At 73.5% G+C, this 23,601-nt stretch carries 26 protein-coding genes and 1 pseudogene; 7 read left to right on the plus strand and 20 right to left on the minus strand.

All coding sequences use genetic code 11. The features are described 5' to 3' along the window. Window position 1: 1 nt before the first annotated feature. Window positions 2-322 carry an EF-hand domain-containing protein gene (locus EDC50_RS00970; RefSeq protein ID WP_123768613.1) on the plus strand — a complete coding sequence of 107 codons (321 nt, stop codon included), beginning with the start codon at window positions 2-4 and terminating at the stop codon, window positions 320-322. 193 nt (window positions 323-515) lie between these two features. On the opposite strand, the gene EDC50_RS00975 is transcribed toward EDC50_RS00970, so the two are convergent. From EDC50_RS00975 to EDC50_RS01000, 6 genes are all read right to left on the minus strand, one after another. Further along, window positions 516-1,208 (minus strand): DUF3108 domain-containing protein, encoded by a 693-nt coding sequence (locus EDC50_RS00975; protein ID WP_123768614.1) that lies wholly within the window; start codon window positions 1,206-1,208, stop codon window positions 516-518. Next, window positions 1,208-1,924: a DUF3108 domain-containing protein gene (locus EDC50_RS00980; protein WP_123768615.1), complete on the minus strand. Its 717-nt coding sequence runs from the start codon at window positions 1,922-1,924 to the stop codon at window positions 1,208-1,210. The genes EDC50_RS00975 and EDC50_RS00980 overlap by 1 nt, the downstream gene beginning before the upstream one ends. A 30-nt stretch (window positions 1,925-1,954) precedes the next feature. Next, complete coding sequence (gene purN / locus EDC50_RS00985) at window positions 1,955-2,644, minus strand: phosphoribosylglycinamide formyltransferase (RefSeq protein ID WP_123768616.1); 690 nt, start codon at window positions 2,642-2,644, stop codon at window positions 1,955-1,957. 21 nt (window positions 2,645-2,665) lie between these two features. Beyond that, the gene (gene purM / locus EDC50_RS00990) at window positions 2,666-3,700 is read right to left on the minus strand and encodes a phosphoribosylformylglycinamidine cyclo-ligase (RefSeq protein ID WP_123768617.1); all 1,035 of its coding nucleotides are present in this window, start codon (window positions 3,698-3,700) and stop codon (window positions 2,666-2,668) included. 83 nt (window positions 3,701-3,783) lie between these two features. Beyond that, window positions 3,784-4,575, minus strand: coding sequence for a siderophore-interacting protein (locus EDC50_RS00995; RefSeq protein WP_123768618.1), 792 nt, complete (start codon window positions 4,573-4,575; stop codon window positions 3,784-3,786). Window positions 4,576-4,765: 190 nt separating this feature from the next. Beyond that, window positions 4,766-5,389 (minus strand): PadR family transcriptional regulator, encoded by a 624-nt coding sequence (locus EDC50_RS01000; protein WP_242003096.1) that lies wholly within the window; start codon window positions 5,387-5,389, stop codon window positions 4,766-4,768. 238 nt (window positions 5,390-5,627) lie between these two features. On the opposite strand from EDC50_RS01000, the gene EDC50_RS01005 reads away from it, so the two are divergent. From EDC50_RS01005 to hda, 3 genes are read left to right on the plus strand one after another with little or no spacing between them, the layout of a single operon-like run. Further along, window positions 5,628-6,716 (plus strand): DUF2066 domain-containing protein, encoded by a 1,089-nt coding sequence (locus EDC50_RS01005; protein WP_123768620.1) that lies wholly within the window; start codon window positions 5,628-5,630, stop codon window positions 6,714-6,716. A 12-nt stretch (window positions 6,717-6,728) separates the two neighbouring features. Next, entirely contained in the window at window positions 6,729-7,880 is a 1,152-nt protein-coding gene (locus EDC50_RS01010; protein WP_123768621.1) for an AI-2E family transporter, read from the plus strand. Then, a complete protein-coding gene (gene hda, locus EDC50_RS01015) occupies window positions 7,877-8,584 on the plus strand; it encodes a DnaA regulatory inactivator Hda (RefSeq protein WP_123768622.1) in 708 nt (235 codons plus the stop codon). The genes EDC50_RS01010 and hda overlap by 4 nt, the downstream gene beginning before the upstream one ends. Before the next feature lie 5 nt (window positions 8,585-8,589). Here the strand turns inward: hda and EDC50_RS01020 are convergent, their stop codons facing one another. The 10 genes and pseudogenes from EDC50_RS01020 to EDC50_RS01065 all read right to left on the minus strand — a co-directional run bounded on the left by EDC50_RS01020 (window position 8,590) and on the right by EDC50_RS01065 (window position 15,926). After that, window positions 8,590-8,835 (minus strand): tautomerase family protein, encoded by a 246-nt coding sequence (locus EDC50_RS01020; RefSeq protein ID WP_199742141.1) that lies wholly within the window; start codon window positions 8,833-8,835, stop codon window positions 8,590-8,592. Beyond that, window positions 8,765-9,057: pseudogene (locus tag EDC50_RS16280) on the minus strand (macro domain-containing protein); the annotation flags it as partial. The pseudogene EDC50_RS16280 and the gene EDC50_RS01020, both read right to left, overlap by 71 nt. Before the next feature lie 22 nt (window positions 9,058-9,079). After that, on the minus strand, window positions 9,080-9,403 hold the full coding sequence (locus EDC50_RS01030; protein ID WP_123768623.1) for a non-heme iron oxygenase ferredoxin subunit: 324 nt from the start codon (window positions 9,401-9,403) through the stop codon (window positions 9,080-9,082). 100 nt (window positions 9,404-9,503) lie between these two features. After that, window positions 9,504-10,049: a GNAT family N-acetyltransferase gene (locus EDC50_RS01035; protein ID WP_123768624.1), complete on the minus strand. Its 546-nt coding sequence runs from the start codon at window positions 10,047-10,049 to the stop codon at window positions 9,504-9,506. Window positions 10,050-10,144: 95 nt separating this feature from the next. Beyond that, entirely contained in the window at window positions 10,145-11,383 is a 1,239-nt protein-coding gene (locus EDC50_RS01040; RefSeq protein WP_123768625.1) for a cysteine desulfurase, read from the minus strand. Beyond that, window positions 11,380-12,678, minus strand: a complete 1,299-nt coding sequence (gene sufD / locus EDC50_RS01045) for a Fe-S cluster assembly protein SufD (protein ID WP_123768626.1) — start codon at window positions 12,676-12,678, stop codon at window positions 11,380-11,382. The genes EDC50_RS01040 and sufD overlap by 4 nt, the downstream gene beginning before the upstream one ends. Then, window positions 12,675-13,442, minus strand: a complete 768-nt coding sequence (gene sufC / locus EDC50_RS01050) for a Fe-S cluster assembly ATPase SufC (protein ID WP_123768627.1) — start codon at window positions 13,440-13,442, stop codon at window positions 12,675-12,677. The genes sufD and sufC overlap by 4 nt, the downstream gene beginning before the upstream one ends. 27 nt (window positions 13,443-13,469) lie before the next feature. Beyond that, window positions 13,470-13,979, minus strand: a complete 510-nt coding sequence (locus EDC50_RS01055) for a hypothetical protein (RefSeq protein ID WP_123768628.1) — start codon at window positions 13,977-13,979, stop codon at window positions 13,470-13,472. Continuing rightward, the gene (gene sufB / locus EDC50_RS01060) at window positions 13,979-15,445 is read right to left on the minus strand and encodes a Fe-S cluster assembly protein SufB (RefSeq protein WP_123768629.1); all 1,467 of its coding nucleotides are present in this window, start codon (window positions 15,443-15,445) and stop codon (window positions 13,979-13,981) included. The genes EDC50_RS01055 and sufB overlap by 1 nt, the downstream gene beginning before the upstream one ends. 16 nt (window positions 15,446-15,461) lie before the next feature. Beyond that, window positions 15,462-15,926, minus strand: a complete 465-nt coding sequence (locus tag EDC50_RS01065) for an SUF system Fe-S cluster assembly regulator (RefSeq protein WP_123768630.1) — start codon at window positions 15,924-15,926, stop codon at window positions 15,462-15,464. A gap of 301 nt (window positions 15,927-16,227) precedes the next feature. Between EDC50_RS01065 and EDC50_RS01070 the strand changes: the two genes are divergently transcribed. The 3 genes from EDC50_RS01070 to EDC50_RS01080 all read left to right on the plus strand — a co-directional run bounded on the left by EDC50_RS01070 (window position 16,228) and on the right by EDC50_RS01080 (window position 20,050). Further along, window positions 16,228-16,746: an SET domain-containing protein gene (locus tag EDC50_RS01070; protein ID WP_123768631.1), complete on the plus strand. Its 519-nt coding sequence runs from the start codon at window positions 16,228-16,230 to the stop codon at window positions 16,744-16,746. 145 nt (window positions 16,747-16,891) lie between these two features. Next, a complete protein-coding gene (locus tag EDC50_RS01075) occupies window positions 16,892-17,689 on the plus strand; it encodes a 3-hydroxybutyrate dehydrogenase (RefSeq protein WP_123768632.1) in 798 nt (265 codons plus the stop codon). 135 nt (window positions 17,690-17,824) lie between these two features. After that, window positions 17,825-20,050: a DUF5916 domain-containing protein gene (locus EDC50_RS01080; protein WP_123768633.1), complete on the plus strand. Its 2,226-nt coding sequence runs from the start codon at window positions 17,825-17,827 to the stop codon at window positions 20,048-20,050. 3 nt (window positions 20,051-20,053) lie between these two features. On the opposite strand, the gene EDC50_RS01085 is transcribed toward EDC50_RS01080, so the two are convergent. From EDC50_RS01085 to EDC50_RS01100, 4 genes are all read right to left on the minus strand, one after another. Further along, window positions 20,054-20,536 carry a PIN domain-containing protein gene (locus tag EDC50_RS01085; RefSeq protein ID WP_338419810.1) on the minus strand — a complete coding sequence of 161 codons (483 nt, stop codon included), beginning with the start codon at window positions 20,534-20,536 and terminating at the stop codon, window positions 20,054-20,056. A gap of 4 nt (window positions 20,537-20,540) precedes the next feature. Beyond that, a complete protein-coding gene (locus EDC50_RS01090) occupies window positions 20,541-21,056 on the minus strand; it encodes a hypothetical protein (RefSeq protein ID WP_123768634.1) in 516 nt (171 codons plus the stop codon). Window positions 21,057-21,261: 205 nt separating this feature from the next. Continuing rightward, window positions 21,262-21,891 (minus strand): LysE family translocator, encoded by a 630-nt coding sequence (locus EDC50_RS01095; protein WP_123768635.1) that lies wholly within the window; start codon window positions 21,889-21,891, stop codon window positions 21,262-21,264. Between the two features lie 201 nt (window positions 21,892-22,092). Continuing rightward, window positions 22,093-23,412 carry a DUF2272 domain-containing protein gene (locus EDC50_RS01100; protein ID WP_170167577.1) on the minus strand — a complete coding sequence of 440 codons (1,320 nt, stop codon included), beginning with the start codon at window positions 23,410-23,412 and terminating at the stop codon, window positions 22,093-22,095. Window positions 23,413-23,601 lie beyond the last annotated feature (189 nt).

Below are 23,601 nucleotides of genomic sequence, written 5' to 3' on the forward strand. Positions count from 1 at the left end.
GATGGCCCGGTTCTCCCTCGCCTCGATCTCGCCGCGCCGCCGCGCGCTCTACGCCTTGGTGCTGGCGCTGCTGGCTGCGGTCGCGTGGCTGCACTTCACCGGCTCCGCGGCGACCCACGGCACCGCCGCCGAGGACATGGACTGGAACGGCGACGGCGTCGTCGGCCAGGGCGAAATCCTGCAGAGCCTGTACGCGGTGACGGTGCGCACGACCCGCGAAGGCCGCCGCGAATGCCATACCTATGCCTGGCGCAGCGGCGGCAAAACCATCCGCGTCGACTGCCGCACCACGGTGGCGCAGGCGCCGCCTCCGGCGCGCTGAGGGGCCCTTGCCGCCTTGCCGCGGAGGCGCGCGGCTTGCGCGGATGCGCGCCGGTGGCGACGCATCGTGGCATTCAGGCGCGAAGTCCGTGCGCGCTGGCGCAGCCGCGCGGGCCCGGGCCTGCCGGGTTTCCTGCCCTGTCCGCGCCCGGCCCCCGCGGTAAATGCAGCTCCGGCATCGCCGGGGCGGCGCCTCAGCGCACCGCCGTCACCCGCAGGTCGATCGCGTCCTGGCCGTTGTCGCGTTGCAGGATGCGCGCGGGCACCGGCATGCCGTCGACCACCCAGGCGATGATCTGCTTGTCGCCCTGGTTGCCGACCACCTTGGTTGCCTGCACGGTCTTGCCGCCGACGCTGATCGACTCCTTGCCGGCGACCTCGTAGCGCAGCTGCTTGACCCGGCCGTCCTCGACCATGCGGTACTGCAGCGGCTTGCCGGCATGCACGTCGCGGACGATCGCCAGGTTCACCAGCAGCGCGTCCAGGTCGCCCGGCTGCAGCGGCAGCGGACCGGCGCGGTCCGGCTTGACGTCGCCGCTCCAGCTGGCGACGCCGCGCGACCAGTCGTAGGCCGCGGTCTTGTTCTGGCGCTTGGTCAGGACCTTGGAGCTGTCGTTGCCGGACAGCGGGCGCCATTGCCCGCCCTTGTCCTCGAACACGGTGGATTGCTTGAGCTCGGCCAGGGGGCTGGTCACCGCGAGGGTGTAGGTCCAGCGGTTGCCGTCGGCCTGGGCCAGGGTCATGCGGCCGTTGCCCTGCATGCCCATGTAGCTGGCCTGGTAGTCGGCGGTGAACGGCTTGAGCGCCAGCGCCGGCGCGCTGGCCAGCATCAGCAGCGCGGCCGCGGCCGCGACGCGCAGGCGGGGGAAAGAACGCTGTCGTGCCATCAGGGGGCTCCCTTGTAATCGACCAGGCGCAGGTCGAACGTGTCCTTGCCATCGTCGCGCTGCAGGATCCGCACCGGCGTGGGCACGCCGTCGACCACCCACACCACCGTCTCCTCGGCGCCGCCCTGCATGCGGCTGACGCGCATGGCGTTGAAGCCCATGCCGTCGACCACCACGCCCTCCAGTTCCGGCGCGACCGTGTAATGGTGGTCGCGGGCGCGGCCGTTGTCGACGAAGCGGTAGCGCAGCTGCTTGCCCGGCTGCGCGTCGCGGACGATGGCCAGGTTGATCAGCAGGCCGCTCATGTCGCCGTCCTGCAGCGGCACCGGCGCGCGGCGGGTCTTCTTGACGTCGCCGCTCCAGCGCGCGGTACGCGAGGACCAATCGTAGACGCCCTCGATCTTCCGCCCCATGAACACGGCCTTGCGCACGGTGGTCTGGGTCAGCGGGCGGTAAGCCTCGCCGACCACCTCGAAGCTCGTGCTCTGCTGCGCGTTCACGCCGGCCAGGCCGAACAGGCCGGTGGTGCCGCGCATGCCCAGATCGACGCGCCAGCGGTTCTCGCCTTCGCGCGCGACCTGCATGGTCGCCTCGCCGAGCGGCTCGCCGCCGCGCAGCACCTGGTAGTTGGCGACGAACGGCTCCAGTGCCCGCGCCGGGCCGGTGCAGGCGGCGCCGAGCAGGAGCATCGCAACGAACGAAACGAGCTTTCTCATCGATCCTCGAGCCCCGGCGCGGATCCGTCGCTAGACCGGCACGCCGTCCGGCAGGCGCAGAACACCGGCGGAATCTAAGCGCAGCGGCGTAAACACGGGCTGACCGTCGAGCAGGGCGACGCCGTCGCCCTCGGCCAGCCGCCCCGCGACCGCCAGGCGCAGCGTCGCCACCAGCAGCGGATGCTCCGCCGCCAGCACGCGCGCGGCCAGGGTTTCGGCGTCGTCGCCCGGCCGCACCGGCACCGCCGCCTGCGCGACCACCGCGCCGGCGTCGAGCTCGGGGCTGACGAAATGGACGCTGGCGCCGTGTTCGCGCTCGCCGTCGGCGAGCGCGCGCGCATGCGTGCGCAGGCCGCGGTACTTCGGCAGCAGCGACGGGTGGATGTTGAGCAGGCGCCCGCGCAGCGCGTCGATGAAGGCCGGACCGAGGATGCGCATGTAGCCGGCGCAGACCACCCAGTGCGGCCGCCGCTGCGCCAGCGCCGCCGCCAGTTCGGCGTCGAAGGCTTCGCGGCTGGCGAACGCGCGCGCGTCGCGGCTCCAGCGCAGCGGCTCGGGCACCCGCCGCAGCGCGGCCGCGTCGGGGCGGTCGGAGAACACGCCGACCAGCTCGGCGTCGAGCGCGCCAGTGGCGATCGCGTCGAGCAGCGCCTGCAGGTTGCTGCCGCGGCCCGAGGCGAGCACCGCGATCCGGGACGGGCGCGCCCCGGCGGGGGGCATCGGAACGCCGGACAAGCGCGCTCAGCCGATGCGGACGCGGTCGGCGCCGGAGGCCTGGACCACCTGGCCGATCGGCCGATGCGGAAGGCCCAGGCGGTCGAGGTCGGCCGCGACCGCGGCGACGTCGCCCGGCGCCACCACCAGCACGAAGCCGATGCCGCAATTGAAGGTGCGCCACATCTCCTCGCGCGGCACCGCGCCCTCGCGCTGCAGCCAGTCGAACACCGGCGGCAGCACGATCGCGGAGGCCTCGATGTCCAGGCCCAGGCCTTCCGGGATCACCCGGACGATGTTCTCGGTCAGGCCGCCGCCGGTGATGTGCGCCATCGCGTGCAGGTCGTGCCTGGCCAGCAGTTCCAGCACCGGCTTCACGTACAGCCGGGTGGGCTCCATCAGCGCGTCGACCAGGCGCACGCCGCCGAGGTCGAGCTCGGCCGGGCGCCCGGCGCGCTCGTAGATCTTGCGCACCAGCGAATAGCCGTTCGAGTGCGGCCCGCTGGACGCCAGGCCGACCAGCACGTCGCCGGCGCGCACCTTGCCGCCGTCGAGCAGCCTGGACTTCTCCACCGCGGCGACGCAGAAGCCGGCCAGGTCGTACTCGCCGGGCGGGTACATGTCCGGCATCTCGGCGGTCTCGCCGCCGATCAAGGCGCAGCCGGACAGCTCGCAGCCCTTGGCGATGCCGCCGACCACCGCGACCGTGGTGTCGACGTCGAGCTTGCCGGTGGCGAAGTAGTCGAGGAAGAACAGCGGCTCGGCGCCCTGCACCAGCACGTCGTTCACGCACATCGCGACGAGGTCGATGCCGATGGTGTCGTGGCGGTTCAGCTGCTGCGCCAGCTTGAGCTTGGTGCCCACGCCGTCGGTGCCGGACACCAGCACCGGCTCGCGGTACTTGCCCGACAGATCGAACAGCGCGCCGAAGCCGCCCAGGCCGCCCATCACCTCCGGCCGGAAGCTGCGGCGGACCAGCGGCTTGATGCGTTCGACGACCTCGTTGCCCGCGTCGATGTCGACGCCGGCATCGCGGTAGGTGAGGGGAGTGGGCTGGGTCACGGCGGCCTCGGCGGTCGCGAAAAGGCAAGGCCGGCGATTTTATCAGCCGCGTGGCCCCGGCCGCGCCGGCGGGCGGATGCGGCTCAGGCGTCTTCGTCCGGATGCGCCTTCCAGTAGCCGGTGGCGCGCAGCCAGTCCTTGGGCACGCCGCGCTCCTCGGCGAGGAACCGGCGCATCGCGCGGGCGCGGCGCGATTCGGCGGCGATCCAGTAGAACGCGTCGCCCGGGGGCGCGGGCAGCGCGCGCAGCGCCTGCTCCAGCAGCCCCGGCGCGGCCGGGTCGCGGCCGTCGCGCGCCAGCCAGGTCACCTCGACCCGGGCGGCGGAGGCCAGCGGCTGGCGGTCGGCCTCCCCGGGGATCTCGACGAGCGCCCACGCCCGCGCCCGCGGCGGCAGCTCCTCCAGCCAGCGGCCGATCGCCGGCAGCGCGGTCTCGTCGCCGGCCAGCACGTAGCCGTCGAAGTCGTCGGCCACCACGAACGAACCGCGCGGCCCGCCCAGCGCCAGGCGCTGGCCCGGTGTGGCGGCGGCGGCCCAGTTCGCGGCCGGGCCTTCGCCGTGCAGCACGAAGTCGATCGCCAGCTCGTTGCGCGCCGGGTCGTAGCGGCGCGGGGTGTAGTCGCGCAGCGGCGAGGGCTCGCGGCCGGGCGGGAACACCGGCCCCTGCGGCCCCGGGGTCGGCGCCACCAGCTCGCCTTCGCGGTTGGGGAAACACAGCTTGACGTGGTCGTCCGGCGCGGCGCTGAGGAAGCCGCGCAGCTCTTCGCCGCCGAACACCACCCGCCGCATGTGCGGCGTGAGCGGTTCGACGCGCAGCACCTCGACGGTGCGGAAGACGACGGGATGGCGCAGCACGCGGTGGGCATGCGTGTTCATGGGAGACTCCAGTGGCGGCGGCCGCGTCGGGCGGCCGCCGCGGGACGGCCGGCGCGGAGCCGACGGCGGCGGGCGCGTCCGTCGGCGCGCGCCGGATAGGGCGCGGGAGGGTTCGAAAGGCGGCGGGTCGGCCCGGCCCGGCGCGGCGGCCGGCGGCACGCCGCAGGTGCGGTGCGTGCCGTGCCGCGGCTCACCCGTCGCGGCGGCCGCCGGCGATCTCGGCGGCGGCGCGCTCCAGGATCGCCGCCACGCGTTGCGCCTCGCCCTTGCTCCAGTCGGCGGAACGCATCAGCAGGGCATGCTTGAGCGCGTGCATGGCCTTGCGCACCGTCGGCGGCGCCGATCGCTTCGCCGCCAGCCGCGCGCTGTGCTCGGCGCGCGCGGTGGCCGCTTCCACCGCCGGGCGGTTCTCGTCGAGAAAGGCGCGGCCCGCGTCGGTGATGGCGTACAGCTTGCGGCCGCCCGCCTCGGCCTGCGCCTGCGCGTAACCCAGCTCCTCGAGCATCGTCAGGGTCGGGTAGATCGCGCCCGGACTGGGCGAATAGTGGCCATGGAACATGTCCTCGATGATCCGGATCAGCTCGTAGCCGTGGCGCGGCTGCTGCTCGATCAGCGCCAGCAGCAGCAGCTTGAGGTCGCCGTGGCCGAGCATCCGGCCGCCGCCGGGGCGGCCGCCGCCGCGCAGGCCCTCCCAGTCGGCGAACACGTCGCCGCCGTGCCGGTCGAAGGGGCCGCGGCCCGCGGCGTGGAACTCGGGCCCGCCGAACGAAGGGTGCCAGGCGGCGCGGCGGGCGTGGCGCAGGGCGCGGAGCAAGGCATGGTATCCGTGCATGGTCTTCGATATATCGAATTGGGATGGTTACGATATATCGAAGTTATGTCGAAAACAAGGGTGGGCGATCCGGCGCGCGGCGGCGCGTGCGCGGCATCGCCCTGGCGGCGGCTCGCGGGCGCCGCAGCGACGCGGCCGCGGTGGCGCGGCGAGCGCCGCGAATGGACGCGCCGTCGCCCGTACGGCACCATTTCGGTTCATTGCGCACCGAAGGACGGCGATGGTTCGGGCAATCCGCACGAGAATCCGGGCTTGGGGCCTGCTGGCCCTGCTGCTGGCGGCGAGCTTCGCCGTCCAGGCCCAGCGCGTCGAAGGCGACCGCGCCCGCGCCGAAGGCGTCTACGCCGCCGAGGTGCCGGTCAACGGCCAGGGCGAGTCCGAACGCAACGGCGCGTTCGCGCGCGGCCTGGCCCAGGTGCTGAGCAAGCTGTCGGGCGACCGCGCGGTCGCGTCGCGCCCGGGCGTCGGCCAGGAGCTGCGCAAGGCCCGGGACTACGTCGAGCGCTACGACTATCGCCAGGACGAGGGCGTGTCGGCGACCGGCGCGCCGAGCTTCCGCACCACGCTGGTGGTGCAGTACGAGCAGGAGAAGGTCGACGACCTGGTCGCCACCCTCGGCATCCCGGTGTGGCCGCAGCCGCGGCCCAAGCCGGTGCTGTGGCTGGCGATCGACGATGGCAGCGGCCCGCGCCTGGTCGGCGTCGGCCAAGTCAATGCGGCGCGGCCGGTGCTGAACCGTGCCGTCGAGCGCGGCTACAAGCTCGGCCTGCCCGCTGGCAACGCCGCCGAACAGGCGGTGGTCGGCGCGATCTGGCGCGGCGACAGCGCCGCGGTCGCGCGCGCATCGGCGCGCTACAGCCCGCCGATGCAGCTGATCGGCAAGCTCTACCGCGACGCCAAGGCGGGCTGGAAGGCGGACTGGATCTTCGTCGACAACGGCAAGGTGCTGTCGAGCTGGTCGCAGACCGGCAGCGACGCGCGCCAGGTGATGGCCACCGGCGCCGACGGCGCCGCCGACGCGCTGATGAAGCGCTACGCCAAGGCCGCCGCCGCCGGCCCGGCCGGCGTCTACCGCATCGCCTTCACCGGCCTGCGCGGCGGCGAGGACTACATCCGCCTGGCCGGCTACCTGCAGAAGCTGTCGGTGGTGCGCCGGATCACCCCGGTGCGGGCCACCGCGCAGAACGTGGAGCTGGACCTGGACCTGGTCAGCGGCCTGCCCGGCCTGGAGCGGGCGACCCGCGACGACGGCGTGATCGCGCCGCTGGAAGGGCTGGAAGGCCAGCCGCCGGTCTACGTGCTGCGCTGAGGAACGCACCGGATGCCCTTGCCCTCTTCGTCGGACGAAATCGCGCTGTTCCTGCGGCGCCTGCAATGGGCGGCGCTCGGCCTCGGCGCCTGCTGGCTGCTGTGGCTGCTGGCGCCGATCCTGACCCCGTTCGTGGTCGCGCTGCTGCTGGGCTGGCTCGGCGACCCGCTGGTCGATCGGCTGGAGCGCCGCGGCTATTCGCGCAACCTCGCGGTGAGCCTGGTGTTCGCGCTGATGGTGCTGCTTCTGTTGCTGGCGCTGCTGATCCTGGTGCCGCTGATCCAGCGCCAGATCGCGACCCTGATCGCCTCGCTGCCGCGCTACCGCGACTGGCTGCTGCTGACCGCGCTGCCCTGGGTGGAGGCGCGCACCGGCTACGAGATCAGCGACTGGCTGGACCTCGAGCACCTGCTGCAGCTGGTGCGCGACAACTGGGACAGCGCCGGCGGCTTCGCCACCACGCTGCTGGGCTACCTGTCGCGCTCCAGCTTCGCGGTGATCGGCCTGGTCGCGAACATCGCCCTGCTGCCGGTGATCACCTTCTTCTTCCTGCGCGACTGGGACCTGATCGTGGAGCGGGTCGCCGCGCTGATCCCGCGCGACCACCTCGACACGGTCGGCCGCCTGGCGCGGGAGTCCAGCGACGTGCTCGGCGCATTCCTGCGCGGACAGTTCCTGGTGATGATCGTGCTCGGCGTGCTGTACGGGCTCGGCCTGTGGGGCGTGGGGCTGGACCTGGGCATCCTGATCGGCCTGATCGCCGGCCTGTTGACCTTCGTGCCGTACCTGGGGCCAGCCAGCGGCATCGTCCTCGGCGTGATCGCGGCGCTGGTGCAGTACGGCGACTGGCAGCACGTCGCCGGGGTGCTGGTGGTGTTCGGCATCGGCCAGGTGATCGAGAGCTACTTCCTGACGCCGAAGCTGGTCGGCGACCGCATCGGCCTGCATCCGGTGGCGGTGATCTTCGCCGTGCTCGCCGGCGGCCAGCTGTTCGGCTTCCTCGGCATGCTGCTGGCGTTGCCGGTGGCGGCGGTGGCCAACGTGCTGCTGCGCTACGCGCAGGAGCGCTACACCCATAGCCGGCTCTACGTGGGCGACCATCCCACCATCGAGCTTCCCGGCGGCGCGATCGAGCCCCCGCCCGCGGAGCCGCGCCAGCAGTGAGCGTGCCGCAGTTGCCGTTGTCGCTGCGCTATCCGCCGGATCAGCGCCTGGATACCTACGTCGCCGCACCGGCGGGCGCGCTGGCGCAGCTGCGCGCGCTGGCGGAGGGCGCAGGGCCCGGCTTCGGCGGGCTGTACCTGGCCGGGCCGTCCGGGGTCGGCAAGACCCACCTGCTGCTGGCGGCCTGCGCCGCGGCCGAGACCGCGGGCCGGCGCGCCGCCTATCTGCCGCTGGCGGCGGCGGCCGGCCGCTTGCGCGACGCGCTCGAGGCGCTGGAAGGCAACGACCTGCTGGCGCTGGACGGGCTGGAGGCGGCCGCCGGCGTGCGCGAAGACGAGGTCGCGCTGTTCGACGCGCACAACCGCGCCCGCGCCGCCGGCGCCAGCCTGGTCTACGCCGCGCGCGACATTCCCGACGCGCTCGGCCTCGGCCTGGCCGACCTGCGCTCGCGCCTGGGCCAGTGCGCGCGCATCGTCCTGGCGCCGCTCGACGACGACGCCCGGCGCGAGGTGCTGCGCCAGCGCGCGCAGCGCCGCGGCCTGGTGCTGGAGGACGCCGCGCTGGACTGGCTGCTGCGGCGGGTGGGGCGCGACCTGGGCGGCCTCACCGCGTTGCTCGACCGCCTCGACCGCGCCTCGCTCGCGGCGCAGCGCCGCGTCACCGTGCCGTTCCTGCGCCAGACCCTGGGCGGCGCGGGCGAGTAGCGCGCTCAGCCCGGAAGGTGGAAGCGCGCCTCCTGGGTCCGGCCGCCGTAGCCGTAGGCGGCCGCGCGCACGTCCTGCACGTAGATGTAGCTCTCCTCGTGCAGGTCGCCGAGCAGGCGCGCGAAGCCGTCGAAGGCCTCGCGGATGTACCGCGCCTTCTGCTCCTTGGTGTTGGTCCGCGGCCTGTTGCAGCGAGCGCCGGTAGCACGACGCCCGCCGCTCCGCCTCCCCGCCGTGGCCGCCGCGCCCAACGGGACCGACGGTGTGGATCACGTGGCGCGCCGATAGCCGCCGGTGAGCTTGGCCTCGCCGGTGGCGCAGCCGCCGAGCGTGCGGCACGCCTCCAGCAGCCGCGGGCCGGCGGCGCGGTGGATCGCGCCGGCGACGCCGCCGCCGCCGAGCAGCGATGGCTGGGCGGCGTTGACGATGGCGTCCACCGCCCGCGTGGTGATGTCGCCCCGCAGGGCGCTCAGCGCGGCCTGCCGCGCCGGCGGCTCACCCGCGGTCGTCGCGGGTCCAGACGCCGGTCTCGTCGACCTTGACCGGGAACTTGACCACGGGCTCGTAGGCCGGCGCGCACAGCGGGCGCCCGTCGCGGACGTCGAACTTGGCGCCGTGCAGCACGCACTCGATCGTCGCCGCCTCGGCGTCGAAGGCGCCGGCCGAGAGTTCGAAGTCCTCGTGCGAGCACTTGTCCTCCAGCGCGTAGTAGTCGCCGTCGTAGTTCAGCACCAGGATCGGCGTGTCGCCGTCCCAGGCCACGGTGGATTCGCCGGGCAGCAACTGCGAGGTGGCGCAGACGAAGACCCAGTCGCCCATGTCGGATGCTCCTGAAGAGGATCGAGCGGAGAGGAACGGAAAACGAGCGAAGCCGTTCTCCGGGTTGCGCCGTGCGCTGCCTTCGTCGGCTCCCGGGGACTCAGAACCGCTTCTCCAGCACTTCGAAGCGCAGGTCGTCGCGCTTGGGCAGGCCGAAGCGCGTGTCGCCGTAGGGGAACGGCTTCTTGATGCCGGTGCGGCGGTAGCCGCGGCGCTCGTAGAACGCGATCAGCTCCTCGCGCACGTCGATCACGGTCATGCGCATCGCCTGCAGGTTCCAGGCCTCGCGCGCCAGGCGTTCGGCCTCGGCGAGGACCTGCTTGCCGACGCCGCCGCCCTGGCGGTCCGGCCGCACCGAGAACATGCCGAAGTAGCCGGCGCCGTCCTCCACCGCGACGTGGGCGCAGGCCAGCAGCTCGGGCGCGCCGGCGCCGTCGGCGGCCTCGGCGAGCAGGATCACGCTGTGCGGCCGGGCGAGGCAGGCGGCGATGTCGTCCGGCCCGGTGCGGCGGCCGTCGAGCAGATCGGCCTCGGTGGTCCAACCGGCGCGGCTGGCCTCGCCGCGGTAGGCCGATTCGACCAGCGCGACCAGGGCGTCGGTGTCGGCGGGGGTGGCGTGGCGGAAGCGCAGGGACGGGGCGGTCATGGAAGCGACGGGCCGGAAGCGGGGAATGGCGAGCGGGGCGGGCAGGGGCGGAAGCCGGAGTGCGGATTCTGCGCTTTTCCCCGCCCGCTTCTCCATCAGGCCAGCAGGCGGCGCACCTTGCGCAGCGCCGCCACGAAGGCGTCGATCTCCTCGTGCGTGTTGTAGAACGCCAGCGAGGCGCGGCAGGTGGCGGGCACGCCGAAGTGCTGCATCAGCGGGTGCGCGCAATGGTGGCCGGAGCGGATCGCCACGCCCTCGAGGTCGAGCAGGGTGGCCAGGTCGTGCGCATGCGCGCCCTCGACCAGGAAGCTGACCACCGCCGCCTTCTCACGCGGCGCGCCGAACACGCGCACGCCCTCGACCGCGGCCAGGGCCTCGTTGAAGTGCGCCAGCAGCTCGCGCTCGCGCGCCTCGACGTGGGCCATGCCGAGCGCCGAGAGATAGTCGACCGCGGCGCCGAGGCCGACGAAGCCGGCGATGTTCGGCGTGCCGGCCTCGAACTTGTGCGGCGGCTCGTTGTAGACGGTGCCCTCGAAGCGCACCTCCTTGATCATCTCGCCGCCGCCGAGGAACGGCGGCATGGCCGCCAGGTGCTCGCGCCGGGCCCACAGCGCGCCGGTGCCGGTGGGCCCGCACATCTTGTGGCCGGTGATCGCGTAGAAGTCGCAGCCGATCGCGGCCACGTCGAGCGCGCGATGCGGCGCCGCCTGCGAGCCGTCCACCACTGTGACGATGCCGCGCCGGCGCGCCTCGCGGCAGATCTCGCGCACCGGGTTGACGGTGCCGAGCACGTTCGACACGTGCGCGACCGCGAGCAGCCTCACCTCGGGGGTGAGCAGCGCGTACAGGCGCTCCAGGTCGAGGTCGCCGCGCTCGTCCAGCTCGGCGACCTTGAGCGTCGCGCCGGTGCGCTCGGCGACCAGCTGCCAGGGCACGATGTTGGCGTGGTGCTCCATCCGGCTGACCACGATCGCGTCGCCGGGCCGCAGCCGCGGCAGCGCCCACGAATAGGCGACCAGGTTCAGCGCGAAGGTGGTGCCGCTGCACAGCACCAGTTCGTCGGCGCGCACGTTGAGGAAGCGCGCGAGCTTGGCCCGCGCGGCCTCGTAGGCCTCGGTGGCCTCGGTGCCGAGGGCGTGCACCGCGCGGCTGACGTTGGCGTTGTGGCGGCGGTAGAAGTCGTCGACCGCTTCGATCACGGCCTCGGGTTTCTGCCCGGTGTTGGCGGAGTCGAAGTAGACCAGCGGCTTGCCGTGGACCTCGCGGGTCAGCAGCGGGAAGTCGGCGCGGACCCGCGCCCAGTCGACGGCGGTGGCGTCGGTGACGGCGTTCATGCGGCCTCCAGGCGCGCCAGCGCCGCGTCCAGGCGCGCGCCGAGCGCTTCGCGCAGCGTGTCGTGCTCGAACACCGCCAGGGTCTCGCGGCAGAACGCCGCGGTCATCAGCGCGCGCGCCTGTTCGGCGGGGATGCCGCGGCTGCGCAGGTAGAACATCGCGGTCGGGTCGAGCTGGCCGACGGTGGCGCCGTGCGCGGCCTGGACCTCGTCGGCGTGGATCTCCAGCACCGGCTGGGTGTCGATCTCGGCGCCGGCGCCGAGCAGCAGGTTCTTGTTCGACAGCGCCGCGACCACGCCATCGGCGCCTTCGCGGATCAGGATGCCGCCGTGGAAGGCGGCCTTGGCGCGGCCGGCGCCGAGCCCGCGCCAGACCAGCTCGCAGGCGCTGCCGCGGCCGGCATGGTCGATGCCCAGACGGGTGTCGAGGTGGCGCTTGCCGGCGGCGAGCAGCACGCCGTTGGCGTGCAGGCGCGCGCCTTCGCCGTGCAGGGCGACGTTGAGTTCGTGCCGCGACAGGCCGGCGCCGAGCTCCAGGTCGAGGCGGCGGTACTCGGCCTCGCGCGCCAGCACCGCGTCGGTGCGCGCGAACAGGCTGGCGCCGTCGCTTTCGTCCTGCAGCCGCGCGTGCCGCAAGACGGCGCGCGGGCCGAGGTGCACGTGCATCACCGCATTGGCCAGGTGGCCGTGCGCGCCGCTGCCGGGCTGGTGCTCGACCACGCACAGCGACGCCTCCTCGCGCAGGTCGATCAGGTGGCGCAGATGCCAGGCCTGGTCGTGCGCGGCGCCGGCGGCGCCGACGAACACCAGGTGGATCGGCGCCTGCGAGCGCGCGCCCGGTTCGGCGCGCAGCACCACGCCCTCGGCGGCGAGCGCGGCGTTGAGGCGGGCGAAGACTTCCTCGGCACGATCGTAGCGGCGGGCGAGGAAATTGGCCTCGCGCGCGTCGCCTTCGGCCAGCACCTGCGACAGCGGCCGCAGCGACACGCCGTCGGGCAGGCCGGAAAGGTCGCTGTGCGCCGCATCGTAGCGGCCGTTGACGAACACCAGGCGCGGGCGCGGGACCGCCTCCAGCAGCGCGGCGTCGAACGCCACGGGCCCGGCCGCGGCCGGGGCGAACGCGCGGCGTTCGAGCGCGCGCAGCGGCGTGTACTTCCAGGCTTCGGCCCGGGCGTGCGGCAGGCCGTCGCGCAGCGCCGCCTCGAGCGCGGCGCCGCGGCTCTCGCCCAATCCGGCGGCCTCGCGCATGGGCAAGGCATCGAAGGCCGCGACGAAGGAGTCGAGCAGCGCGCTCATCGGGCCGTCGCCTCCGGCACCACGCGTTCGCGGATCCAGGCGTAGCCGTGCTGCTCCAGCGCCAGCGCCAGCTCCGGCCCGCCGGTCTCGGCGATGCGGCCGTCCGCCAGCACGTGCACCACGTCCGGGCGGATGTAGTCGAGCAGGCGCTGGTAATGGGTGATCACCAGGAACGCGCGCTCCGGCGAGCGCAGCGCGTTGACGCCGTCGGCCACCGCCTTGAGCGCGTCGATGTCGAGGCCGGAGTCGGTCTCGTCGAGGATCGCCAGCTTCGGTTCCAGCAGGGCCAGCTGGAAGATCTCGTTGCGCTTCTTCTCGCCGCCGCTGAAGCCTTCGTTGACGCCGCGGTGCAGCAGCTCGTCCTTCAGGTGCAGCACGGCCAGCTTCTCGCGCACCAGCTTGAGGAACTGCATCGAGTCCAGTTCCGGTTCGCCGCGCGCCTTGCGCTGGGCGTTCAACGCCGCGCGCAGGAAGTAGGTGTTGTTGACGCCGGGGATCTCGACCGGGTACTGGAACGCCAGGAACACGCCGGCGGCGGCGCGCTCCTCCGGTTCCAGCGCGAGCAGGTCGCGGCCGTCGAATTCGATCGAGCCGGCCGTGACCTCGTAGCCTTCGCGCCCGGCGAGCACGTTGCCGAGCGTGGACTTGCCGGCGCCGTTGGGGCCCATCACCGCGTGCACCTGGCCGGGCCGCAGTTCCAGCGAGAGGCCCTTGAGGATCTCCTTGCCGGCGACGGAGACGTGGAGGTTGTCGATCTTGAGCATGTTGGCGATGTCGGATGCGCCGCCGGATCAGCGGCAGGGAATGGGGGAGGCGACGGTTTCGTTCGCGCTCCGCAGCGAACGGAGCAGCACGCGGCCGCCTTCGCGGGCGAACGCGGCTTCCTCGCTCAGCGCCAGCCGCAGGCAGGGGCTGCCCGGCTCGGTTCCGTCGAGGGTCCGCTCCAGCGTGGAGAACAGCCGCGCCGGGCGGCCGGCGCCGGCCGGGACGAACGCACGCACTTGGCGCCGCTGGCGCAGCCCCACCGCGCGCGCGTCCTGCAACATGGCCTGGGCGTCGAACCGCGCGCCCTCGAGCAGGGCGCGGCGTTCGTCGGCCGGGAAAGCGTCCGCGCCCATCGCCTCGACGAGCGCGGGGTTGCGGGCAACGTGCTCGAAGTCCGCTGCCAGCAATCGCCCGGCGTCGTCGTAACGGCGCTCGTTGACGGCGCGGTCGAAGGCTTCCAGGACGGCGCGGGCCTCCGCCTCCGTGGGCGGTGCGGCGGCGGCGCCGAGCGCCAGTACGAGCGCGAGCGCGACCATCAGCCCACCGAGCCTTCCAGCGAGACTTCCAGCAGCTTCTTGGCTTCCACCGCGAACTCCATCGGCAGCTCGCGGAACACCGACTTGCAGAAGCCGTCGACGATCATCGACACCGCGTCCTCCTCGCCGATGCCGCGGCTGCGGCAATAGAACAGCTGGTCCTCGCTGATCTTCGAGGTCGTCGCCTCGTGCTCGACGGTGGCGTCCGGGCGCTTGACCTCGATGTACGGGAAGGTGTGCGCGCCGCACTTCTTGCCGATCAGCAGCGAATCGCACTGGGTGTGGTTGCGCGCGCCCTCGGCGTTCTTCTCCACCCGCACCAGGCCGCGGTAGGTGTTCTGGCCGCGGCCGGCGCTGATGCCCTTGCTGACGATCTTGCTCTTGGTGCGCTTGCCGACGTGGATCATCTTGGTGCCGGTGTCGGCCTGCTGGCGGTGGTGGGTGAGCGCGACCGAGTAGAACTCGCCGACCGAGTCGTCGCCCAGCAGCACGCAGGACGGGTACTTCCAGGTGATCGCCGAGCCGGTCTCGACCTGGGTCCAGCTGATCTTGCTGCGCGCGCCGCGGCATTCGCCGCGCTTGGTGACGAAGTTGTAGATGCCGCCGCGGCCTTCCTCGTCGCCGGGGTACCAGTTCTGCACCGTGGAGTACTTGATCTCGGCGTCGTCGAGCGCGACCAGCTCGACCACCGCGGCGTGCAGCTGGTTCTCGTCGCGCATCGGCGCGGTGCAGCCCTCGAGGTAGGAGACGTAGCTGCCTTCCTCGGCGACGATCAGGGTGCGCTCGAACTGGCCGGTCTCGCTGGCGTTGATGCGGAAGTAGGTGGACAGCTCCATCGGGCAGCGCACGCCCTTGGGGATGTAGACGAAGCTGCCGTCGGAGAACACCGCCGAGTTCAGCGCGGCGAAGTAGTTGTCGCCGACCGGCACCACGCTGCCCAGGTACTTGCGGACCAGCTCGGGATGCTCGCGGATGGCCTCGCTCATCGAGCAGAAGATCACGCCCTTCTCGGCCAGTTCCTTGCGGAAGGTGGTGCCGACCGAGACCGAGTCGAACACCGCGTCGACGGCGACGCCGGCCAGCCTGGCGCGCTCGTGCAGCGGCACGCCGAGCTTCTCGTAGGTGTCGAGCAGTTCCTTGGGCACCTCGTCCAGCGACTGGTACTTCGGCCCCTTGGGCGCGGAGTAGTAGCTGATCGCCTGGAAGTCGATCGGCGCGATGTCGAGCTTGGCCCAGTGCGGCACCGGCATGGTCAGCCAGTGGCGGTAGGCGTCCAGCCGCCACTGGGTCATCCACTCCGGTTCGTTCTTCTTCGCCGACAGCGCGCGGATGACGTCCTCGTCCAGGCCCGGCGGCAGGCTGTCGGACTCGATCTGGGTGACGAAGCCGGCCGCGTACTGGCGGCCGAGCCGCTCGTGGATCTCGCGGTTCTGCAGCGGGGCGGGGGTCAGGGTTTCGGTGGCCATGGGGGCTGCCTAGGGGTCATGCGTTGGCCAGGCGGACGTCGATGCGCCTGGCCGGTGCGGGTGGAGGCGGCGGCGCGAGCATCTGCGCGAGGGTCACCCCGCGCAGCGCGTCGATCACCACGTCGTTGATCCGGCGCCAGTTGGCGCGCACGCCGCAGGAGCGTTCCAGGCCGCAGTTGCCGGCGTGGACGCTGCATTCGGTCATCCCGAGCGGGCCTTCCATCGCCTCGACGATCTCGAGCAGGCCGATGCTCGCGGCCGGCCGCGCCAGGCGATAGCCGCCGTTGGCGCCGCGGAAGCCCTCGACCAGGCCGGCCTGGGCCAGGGGCTTGAGCACCTTGGCCACGGTGGGCGGCTCCAGGCCGGCGCGCTCGGCCAGCTCCGGCGCGCTGAGCACGGCGTCCGGCGCGCGCTCGGCCTGGGCGGCGAGCACGGTGAGGACGACGGTGGCGTAGTCGGTGAGCTTGGTGACGCGGAGCATTCGGGGTGGCCGAACAGGAGGGGCCGGGTAATCCGTACCGGAATTGTACGGTTTTGGCCGGGCGCGGCCAAGCGCGGTCCCGCGCGGCGTTCAGGCCCCGCTCGCTGCCGGCGCGCCTTCGCCCGCCTTGCGCAGGCGAGGGCGCAGCGGGGGCGGCGGTGCGAACGCAGCGTTCCGCGCGTGCCGGTGCCCTGCGGACCGCGCACCGCCGCTCGTGCGCCCCCGCCGGAGGGGGCGCGTCGATGGCGGCTTCGCCCCGATCCGGCCAGAATGGCCGTTCGTCCCCCGCACGGAACCCCGCATGCCCCGCAAGATCGTCGCCCGCCGCTCCGCCATCCACGGCAACGGCGTCTTCGCCGTCGCCCCGATCGCCAAAGGCGAACGCATCGTCGAGTACAAGGGGCTGCGCCGCACCCACGCCGAAGTGGACGCCGACGACACCGGCGACATCGAGTCCGGCCACACCTTCCTGTTCACGCTCAACGACGAGTACGTGATCGACGCCAACTACGAGGGCAACATCGCGCGCTGGATCAACCACAGCTGCGACCCGAACTGCGAGGCGGTGCTGGAAGAGGACGACGGCGACGACCGCCGCCGGGACCGGGTGTTCATCGAGGCGATCCGCGACATCGCGCCCGGCGAGGAGCTGTCCTACAACTACGGCATCACCCTGGAGGAGCGGCACACGCCGGAGTTGAAGCGGATCTGGGCCTGCCGCTGCGGCGCGCCGGACTGCACCGGCACCATGCTGCAGCCCAAGCGCAAGCGCGCCGGCGGCCGCGGCAAGAAGAAGGGCCGCGGCAAGGCCGGGCGCTGACCGCGGGATCCCGCGCCCGCGGGAGCGCGGCGGGCCGGGAGCGCGTACCAACGGCCGATGGCGCGTCGGCGGCGCCGGGGCGACACTGCGCCCCGAGGCGCGCCCGCAACGTGTCGCGCCGCCCCCTCATGCGCAGGAGCCTTCCATGACCTCGATCCAGGGCAAGTCCGCCATCGTCACCGGCGCCGCCAGCGGCATCGGCCGGGAAATCGCCTTCGAGCTGGCGCGCGCCGGCGCCGCGGTCGCGATCGCCGACCTCGACGCCGCCGGCGCCCAGGCGGTCGCGGGCGAGATCGCCGCCGGCGGCGGCCGCGCCCTGGCGCTGGCCATGGACGTCACCGACGAGGCGGCGGTCGAAGCGGGCGTCGAGCGCGCGGCCGCCGAGTTCGGCGGCGTCGACATCCTGGTCTCCAACGCCGGCATCCAGATCGTGAATCCGATCGAGCAGTTCGCCTTCGCCGACTGGAAGAGGATGCTGGCGATCCACCTCGACGGCGCGTTCCTGACCACCAAGGCGGTGCTGCCGCACATGTACCGCGATGAGGGCGGCCGCAGCCGTGGCGGCACGGTGATCTACATGGGCTCGGTGCATTCGCACCTGGCCTCGCCGCTGAAGTCGGCCTACGTCACCGCCAAGCACGGCCTGCTCGGCCTGGCCCGGACCCTGGCCAAGGAGGGCGGCCGCCGCGGCGTGCGCAGCCACGTGGTCTGCCCCGGCTTCGTGCGCACCCCGCTGGTGGACAAGCAGATCCCCGAGCAGGCGCGCGAGCTGGGCATCAGCGAAGAGGAAGTGGTGAGCCGGGTGATGCTCGGCCATACCGTCGACGGCGTCTTCACCACGGTCGAGGACGTGGCCCGCACCGTGCGCTTCCTGTGCGAGTTCCCGAGCGCGGCGCTGACCGGCCAGAGCATCGTGGTCAGCCACGGCTGGCACATGCAATGAGCCGCTGAGCTGCTTGCGATGCGCGCGGCGGGCGCCGGGTTGAAATGACTTCCGCCAGTCGTGGCGGCCGGCCCGTGCGACTAGCCTGCGCTTCGCTCGAGCGATGCCGCTGGAGCGTCCAATCCGGGAGCCCCGATGCGCGCACCGCTCTTCCTCGCGATTCTGGCTAGCCTGGCGGCGCCGGCGGCGGCCGTCGAGATCGATGGCCGCGTCGATCCGTCCGAATGGCGGGGGGCGCGCCGCGTCGCCGACTTCCGCAAGGTCCAGCCGCTCAACGGGGAGCCGGGATCGCTGCCGACCGAAGCCTGGGTGCTGGCGACGCCGGAAGGCCTGGCGATCGCGTTCCGCAACGTCCAGCCGCCGCAGGTGCCGCGCACCCGGCAGAAGGTGCAGCGCGACTTCGAGGACCAGGTCGACCGGGTCAACCTGATGATCGATTTCGACGGCGACGGCCGCACCGGCTACAACTTCACCGTGGCCTCCACCGGCGGCGTCGCCGATGCGGTGATCAGCAACGAGAACCAGTTCAACGACGACTGGGACGGCAGCTGGCGCCATGCCGTGGCCGAGGACGCCGACGGCTGGTCGGCGGAGATGCTGATCCCGTGGCACATCGCGCCGATGCGCGAGGGGCGCGACGGCACGCGCACGGTGCGGCTGTACCTGGACCGGGTGATCGGCTCCAGCGGCGAGCGCATGGCCTGGCCGGTGGCCAGCTTCGAGCGGCCGCGCTTCCTGTCCGAGTTCGCGCCGGTGGAGATGCCGCAGTACAGCCAGTCGCTGCTGGCGTTCACGCCGTACGCCTCGGGCCTGTACGACCACGTGCGCGGCGACGGCGAGTTCGACGGCGGCGTCGACGTGTTCTGGAAGCCGAACGGCCAGTTCCAGCTGTCCGCCACGGTCAACCCGGACTTCGGCCAGGTCGAGAGCGACGACCTGGTGGTCAACTTCAGCGCCACCGAGACCTTCATCAGCGACAAGCGGCCGTTCTTCACCGAGAACCAGGGCATCTTCGAGTTCACCACGCCGTCGGACTACAGCCAGTTGCTGTACACCCGCCGCGTCGGCGGCCCGGCGGACGACGGCCGCGGCGCCGGCGACATCACCGCGGCGCTCAAGCTCAACGGCAACTTCGGCGCCACCAAGTACGGCCTGTTCGCGGCCGAGGAGGCGGACGAGGTGGGGCGCTCGTTCTACGCGCTGCGGCTGGTGCGCGACTTCAGCGAGCAGAACCTCGGGCTGATGATGACCCGGGTCGAGCGGCCCCATCTGGACCGCGAAGCCAGCGTGTTCGGCGTCGACCACAACTGGCGGCCGACGCCGCGCTGGAACGTGCGCACGCGCCTGGTCGGCAGCCGCATCGAGCAGGCGGGCGGGACGGTCGACGACAGCGGCGCGACGGTCTGGGCCGACTACGAGATGGACCGCGGCTGGCGCCAGCAGTGGATCGCGATGCACTTCGGCAACCACCTGCAGCTCAACGACGCCGGTTACCTCTCGCGCAACAGCACCAACTACCTGCACTGGCAGGTGCAGCGCCGCTTCACCGACTTGCCGGCGGGCTCGCGCTACGCCTCCAAGGACTGGCGCGGGCGGATCAGCACCAACCGCAACGACCGCGGCGAGAAGCTCAACGACCAGCTGCGCATCAGCCGCGAGAGCCGGCTGCGCGACGGCAGCTACGAGTACGCCCAGATCAACCTCAACAGCGCCGGCGTCGACGACCTGCTCACCCGCGGCCACGGTTCGCTGCGCAAGCCCGCCAACTTCGCCGCCTACGCCGAGTTCGAGCGGCCGCGCAAGGGCGACTGGGCGCACTACGCCGAGGCCGAACTGCTCAGCGGCGGCCTGGCCGGCAACGACAAGATCGGCTACAGCCTGCGCTACCGCGCGACCTACTTCCTCAGCGACGCCTTCAGCGTCTACGCCGGCTTCTACGCCGACCTCAACCCGGACTGGCTGGTCTGGCAGCGCGAGAACCTGATCGGCAGCTTCCGCGGCCGCGAGCTGGACCTGGACGCCGGGCTGGACTGGATCATGGACGACCGCCAGGAATTGCGGATCAAGCTGCAGGCGATCGGCCTGGACGCGCAGGTGCGGCGTGCCTACCGCGTCGACGCCGGCGGCCGCGCGGTGCCCTCGGACGAGCCGGTGGGCGACTTCGGCGTGCGCAACCTCGGCTTCCAGGTCCGCTATCGCTACGAGCTGGCGCCGCTGTCGTACCTGTACGTGGTGTACGGGCGCGGCGGCTACGAACAGGACACGTTCGGCGAGGACGCCGGCCGCCGCCTGCGCGACAGCTTCGACCTGCGCGACGACGAGCAGCTGCTGGTCAAGCTGAGCTACCGCTTCGAGCGGTGAGGCTCACGGCCGCCACGCCTGCGGCTCGAGGATCTCGAACAGGCCCTGGCGCCGCACCCGCCGCGCCAGGCGCAGCAGCGCGGCGTCGCGGCTGAGCAGCCAGCGCGCGCCCGCGGCCTGGGCCAGGCGCAGGAACTTCTGGTCGTCCGGGTCGGCGCAGCGCGGCAGCGGCGCGGCGGGCGCGGCATCGGTGTCGAGGCAGCGCATCCGCGCGTCGAACCGCGCCTGCGCCGCCGCGCGCGCGGCCGGGTCCAGCCGCAGTTTCGGGTAGCCGAGCACCCGTCGCCATTCGGCGCGGCACTCGGCGTCGGTGACCGCGACCGCCGCGCCGGCCGCGAGCGCCGCATGCAGGTGCGCGAGCCGCGGGTCGGCGAACACGAACAGGTCCAGGCAGACGTTGGTGTCGAGCACCAGCCGCGGTGCGGCGGAGGCCTCGGCCGGCCCCGCGTCGGCGGCGGGCGGGCCGGGCAGGGCGCGCGCGGTCACCGGCTCACGGCCGCACTTCGCGCAGGTCGGCCGAGCCGATGCGCCAGGCGCGCTGCTCCGGCGTGGCGCCGTCCACCACCGCGCGGCGCAGGGTGTACGCGCCGACGAAGCGGTGCCGGCCGCCGTCGCGATGGGTGGCGGTCAGCGCCACCGGCACTTCGATGTGGCGCTGGCCGGCGCCGGCGTCGACCGGCCCCGGCGCCATCACCTCCACCTCCACCGAAACGGTGTCGGCAAAGCCCTGGGCGAACTGCTCCAGCGTCCGGTCGCTGGCGCGGCCGCCGTCCGACCACAGCGCATAGGCGCGGGCGTAGTCGCCACGGTCGATCGCGGCGTAGTAGTCGCGCACCACCTGGACGGCGTCCTCGGGCGTCGGTTCGGCCGCCGCCGGCGCGGGCGGGCCGGCGGCCGGCGGCTGGGCCGCATCGGCGGGGCCGCTCCGGTCGCCCAGGGCATCCAGCGCCAGCGCCGGATCCGGCTGCGGCGGTCCCACCGGGCCGGGGCCGGGGCGATCGGGCATGCCGGTCACGCCCTGGCCGGGCGCACCCGCGGGAGCGGGCAGGGACGGCTCGCCGGACCCGGCCGCGGCCGAACGCGCGGGGTCGGCGTCGTCGCGGCAGGCGGCCAGGAACGCGGCGGCGAGAAGCGGCAGGAGCGAAAGGCGGTGCAAGGACACGGGGGCGTCGGCGAACGGAGGGACGGGAGACAGACCGGCGCGGGCGGATTCAGTTCCGCTGTTGCAGGGCCAGGCGCAGGCCGAGGCCGACGAACAGCGCGCCGGTCAGGCGCCGGGTCCAGGGCCCCGCGCCGCCGCGCAGTCGGCGGCCGAATCGCCCCACCGCGAAGCTCAGCGCCAAGTCGTTGCACAGCCCGACCAGCGCCAGCAGCGCGCCGAGCACCAGGAACTGCAGCCAGACCAGCCCGCGCTCGGGATGCACGAACTGCGGCAGGAAGGCGAGGAAGAACAGCGCCACCTTCGGATTGAGCAGGCCGGTCAGGACCGAGCGCAGGTACACGCCGCGCGCGCCGGCCGCGGCCGGGTCCGCTTCCGCGGCGGGCGCATGGCCGCTGCGCCAGGCCTTGACGCCGAGCCAGACCAGGTAGGCGGCGCCGGCGTACTTGACGGTCTCGAACGCCAGCGCCGAGGTCGCCAGCACCGCCGACAGGCCCAGGCCCGCGGCCACCGCGTGCAGCAGGGTCGCGGTCTCCAGCCCGAGCCCGGCGCGCGCGCCGCGCCCGGGGCCGCCCGCCAGTGCCTGGGCCACGATCCATGCCGTCCCGGGGCCGGGCATCAGCACCAGCACGGTCGCGGCGGCGAGATAGGCGAGCAGGGTGGCGGGCTCGAACAGCGGCATGGCGGCATTCGCGGGAAAGCGACAGTGTGCCCGAGGCGGCGGCGGAGCGCCGCGCCGGAGCTGCGCGAAGGGCGGCGCGGGTACGTCCAGGGCCCCACGGGTCGGCCCGGACGATACCCGCGCCGCGGAAAACGCGGTGCGAAGCCGCCGGCATGGCCCCGCCGCGCGGCGGGGCGCGGCCGGGGCAGCGAACGGCCGATGCTAGCGCGTCGCGGCGGCGCGCGGGCGGCGATCCGACCGGCGGCGCGGCGAGCGGGCGGCATCGCCGGCGCGCGCCGGCGCCGCCGGTTCCGGTTCGCCGGCCGGGGCCGACCCGGGCTCGCGGCCGGCCGGCGGCAACGGCAACGGCGCGGGCGCGCGCAGGCCGGTCGCGTAGCGGGCGTAGTCGCGGTACAGCGTGGCGACGGTCGGGGTGCCGTCCAGGTCGTGACGCGGGCGGCCGCGGCGCGGCTTGAGCACGGCGAACCAACGGTGCGCGCCGGTCGCGTCGGCATCGGTGAGCGGCCGGCCGGCGCCGTCGGTGGCGATCATCGACAAGGTCACCGCGTGGTTGACGTTGCCGCCGATCGCGTACAGCCGGCGCTGCGCCGGCGCGGTCTTCACCACCAGGTCGCAATGCAGCGCGGTCGATCCGGCATCGCCGCGGCGGACGTCGTCGAGCGAGGCCAGCCGGCCGTCGGCGCGCGCGGTGCACAGCAGGTCGCCGGGCGCGGGCACGGCCTCGGCCAGGGCGTAGGCGAGGTAGGCATGCTCGCCGTCCTCGCCGTCGCGGGCGCGCACCGCGGCGCGGACGTAGTCGTAGTGCGCGCCGCTGCGGCGGAACTGCGCCGGCGTCAGCCCGGCCTCGCAGGCCAGCCAGGACACGAACGCCGCCGACCACGGCATCGCCCAGCCGGTCTCGCGCCAGCCGTACTCGACGAGGCTCTGCACCCGCAACGCCTCCTCGCTGCCGGTCGCGGCCCAATAGCCGGCGATGGTTGCGCGCACGGCGGCGTCGTCCTCCATCAGCCCGAGCCGCGGCGCGTGGCGCAGCACGCGATGGCCCAGCGAGGCGTTGCGGCGCGGCGGCACGATCTCGTACGGGTCCGGCGGCGCGGTCCGGCGCGGGACCAGGCTGGCGTGGTCGAGCGAAAGGTCGAGCACGGGGAGGCCGAAATGCGCCCATTCCGCCGCGGCCAGGTCGATCATCCGGGTGACCGGGTCCGGGCCCGCGGGCAGCGACGGACAGGCGGCGTTCGCGATGCGGTAGCCGGCGGCGCGCGCCGGCGCGTAGCTGCCGTCGGCCTGGCGGCGATACAGCGGCTCCAGTTGCCCGGGGCCGGTGCGCACCCGCATCGGCGGCGCGCTTTCCCCGCCCAGGTACTCCACCCGCCAGGCCGGGTCCGGGAAGCCGGGCGGGCGCGGGAACGTGGGCACCGCCCGGCTGGCGCCGGGTGCCTGCGCCCAGGCCGGTGCCACGGTGGCGGCCGCGATCGCCGCAAGGAGTGCCAGAACGCCGCCGCCCACCGCTCGGTACCGCATACGCGTGTCCTTCGCCGCCGAACCGCCGACAGCTTGGCCCGGAACCGGTGAAGTCCGCATCCACCCCTCGCTCCGGCGGAGCGAGGCATTGCAGCGATGGCGCGGCCCGGATCGGCGGATGCGGGATCTTCCGTCGTGCGCAAGCGCCGCGACACCCGCGCCCGCGGATCGTTCTGTGCGCGGCACCGC

It is taken from the genome of Vulcaniibacterium tengchongense, assembly GCF_003814555.1.
GTDB classification, from domain to species: Bacteria; Pseudomonadota; Gammaproteobacteria; order Xanthomonadales; family Xanthomonadaceae; genus Vulcaniibacterium; species Vulcaniibacterium tengchongense.

Excerpts from the sequence above, each read along its gene's own strand:
- EDC50_RS00970 (WP_123768613.1), top strand. The coding sequence starts at position 2 with ATGGCCCGGTTCTCCCTCGCCTCGATCTCGCCGCGCCGCCGCGCGCTC.
- EDC50_RS00975 (WP_123768614.1), bottom strand. The coding sequence starts at position 1,208 with ATGGCACGACAGCGTTCTTTCCCCCGCCTGCGCGTCGCGGCCGCGGCC.
- EDC50_RS00980 (WP_123768615.1), bottom strand. The coding sequence starts at position 1,924 with ATGAGAAAGCTCGTTTCGTTCGTTGCGATGCTCCTGCTCGGCGCCGCC.
- purN (WP_123768616.1), bottom strand. The coding sequence starts at position 2,644 with ATGCCCCCCGCCGGGGCGCGCCCGTCCCGGATCGCGGTGCTCGCCTCG.
- EDC50_RS00995 (WP_123768618.1), bottom strand. The coding sequence starts at position 4,575 with ATGAACACGCATGCCCACCGCGTGCTGCGCCATCCCGTCGTCTTCCGC.
- EDC50_RS01005 (WP_123768620.1), top strand. The coding sequence starts at position 5,628 with ATGGTTCGGGCAATCCGCACGAGAATCCGGGCTTGGGGCCTGCTGGCC.
- EDC50_RS01010 (WP_123768621.1), top strand. The coding sequence starts at position 6,729 with ATGCCCTTGCCCTCTTCGTCGGACGAAATCGCGCTGTTCCTGCGGCGC.
- EDC50_RS01030 (WP_123768623.1), bottom strand. The coding sequence starts at position 9,403 with ATGGGCGACTGGGTCTTCGTCTGCGCCACCTCGCAGTTGCTGCCCGGC.
- EDC50_RS01035 (WP_123768624.1), bottom strand. The coding sequence starts at position 10,049 with ATGACCGCCCCGTCCCTGCGCTTCCGCCACGCCACCCCCGCCGACACC.
- EDC50_RS01040 (WP_123768625.1), bottom strand. The coding sequence starts at position 11,383 with ATGAACGCCGTCACCGACGCCACCGCCGTCGACTGGGCGCGGGTCCGC.
- sufD (WP_123768626.1), bottom strand. The coding sequence starts at position 12,678 with ATGAGCGCGCTGCTCGACTCCTTCGTCGCGGCCTTCGATGCCTTGCCC.
- sufC (WP_123768627.1), bottom strand. The coding sequence starts at position 13,442 with ATGCTCAAGATCGACAACCTCCACGTCTCCGTCGCCGGCAAGGAGATC.
- EDC50_RS01055 (WP_123768628.1), bottom strand. The coding sequence starts at position 13,979 with ATGGTCGCGCTCGCGCTCGTACTGGCGCTCGGCGCCGCCGCCGCACCG.
- sufB (WP_123768629.1), bottom strand. The coding sequence starts at position 15,445 with ATGGCCACCGAAACCCTGACCCCCGCCCCGCTGCAGAACCGCGAGATC.
- EDC50_RS01065 (WP_123768630.1), bottom strand. The coding sequence starts at position 15,926 with ATGCTCCGCGTCACCAAGCTCACCGACTACGCCACCGTCGTCCTCACC.
- EDC50_RS01070 (WP_123768631.1), top strand. The coding sequence starts at position 16,228 with ATGCCCCGCAAGATCGTCGCCCGCCGCTCCGCCATCCACGGCAACGGC.
- EDC50_RS01075 (WP_123768632.1), top strand. The coding sequence starts at position 16,892 with ATGACCTCGATCCAGGGCAAGTCCGCCATCGTCACCGGCGCCGCCAGC.
- EDC50_RS01080 (WP_123768633.1), top strand. The coding sequence starts at position 17,825 with ATGCGCGCACCGCTCTTCCTCGCGATTCTGGCTAGCCTGGCGGCGCCG.
- EDC50_RS01090 (WP_123768634.1), bottom strand. The coding sequence starts at position 21,056 with ATGCCCGATCGCCCCGGCCCCGGCCCGGTGGGACCGCCGCAGCCGGAT.
- EDC50_RS01095 (WP_123768635.1), bottom strand. The coding sequence starts at position 21,891 with ATGCCGCTGTTCGAGCCCGCCACCCTGCTCGCCTATCTCGCCGCCGCG.
- EDC50_RS01100 (WP_170167577.1), bottom strand. The coding sequence starts at position 23,412 with ATGCGGTACCGAGCGGTGGGCGGCGGCGTTCTGGCACTCCTTGCGGCG.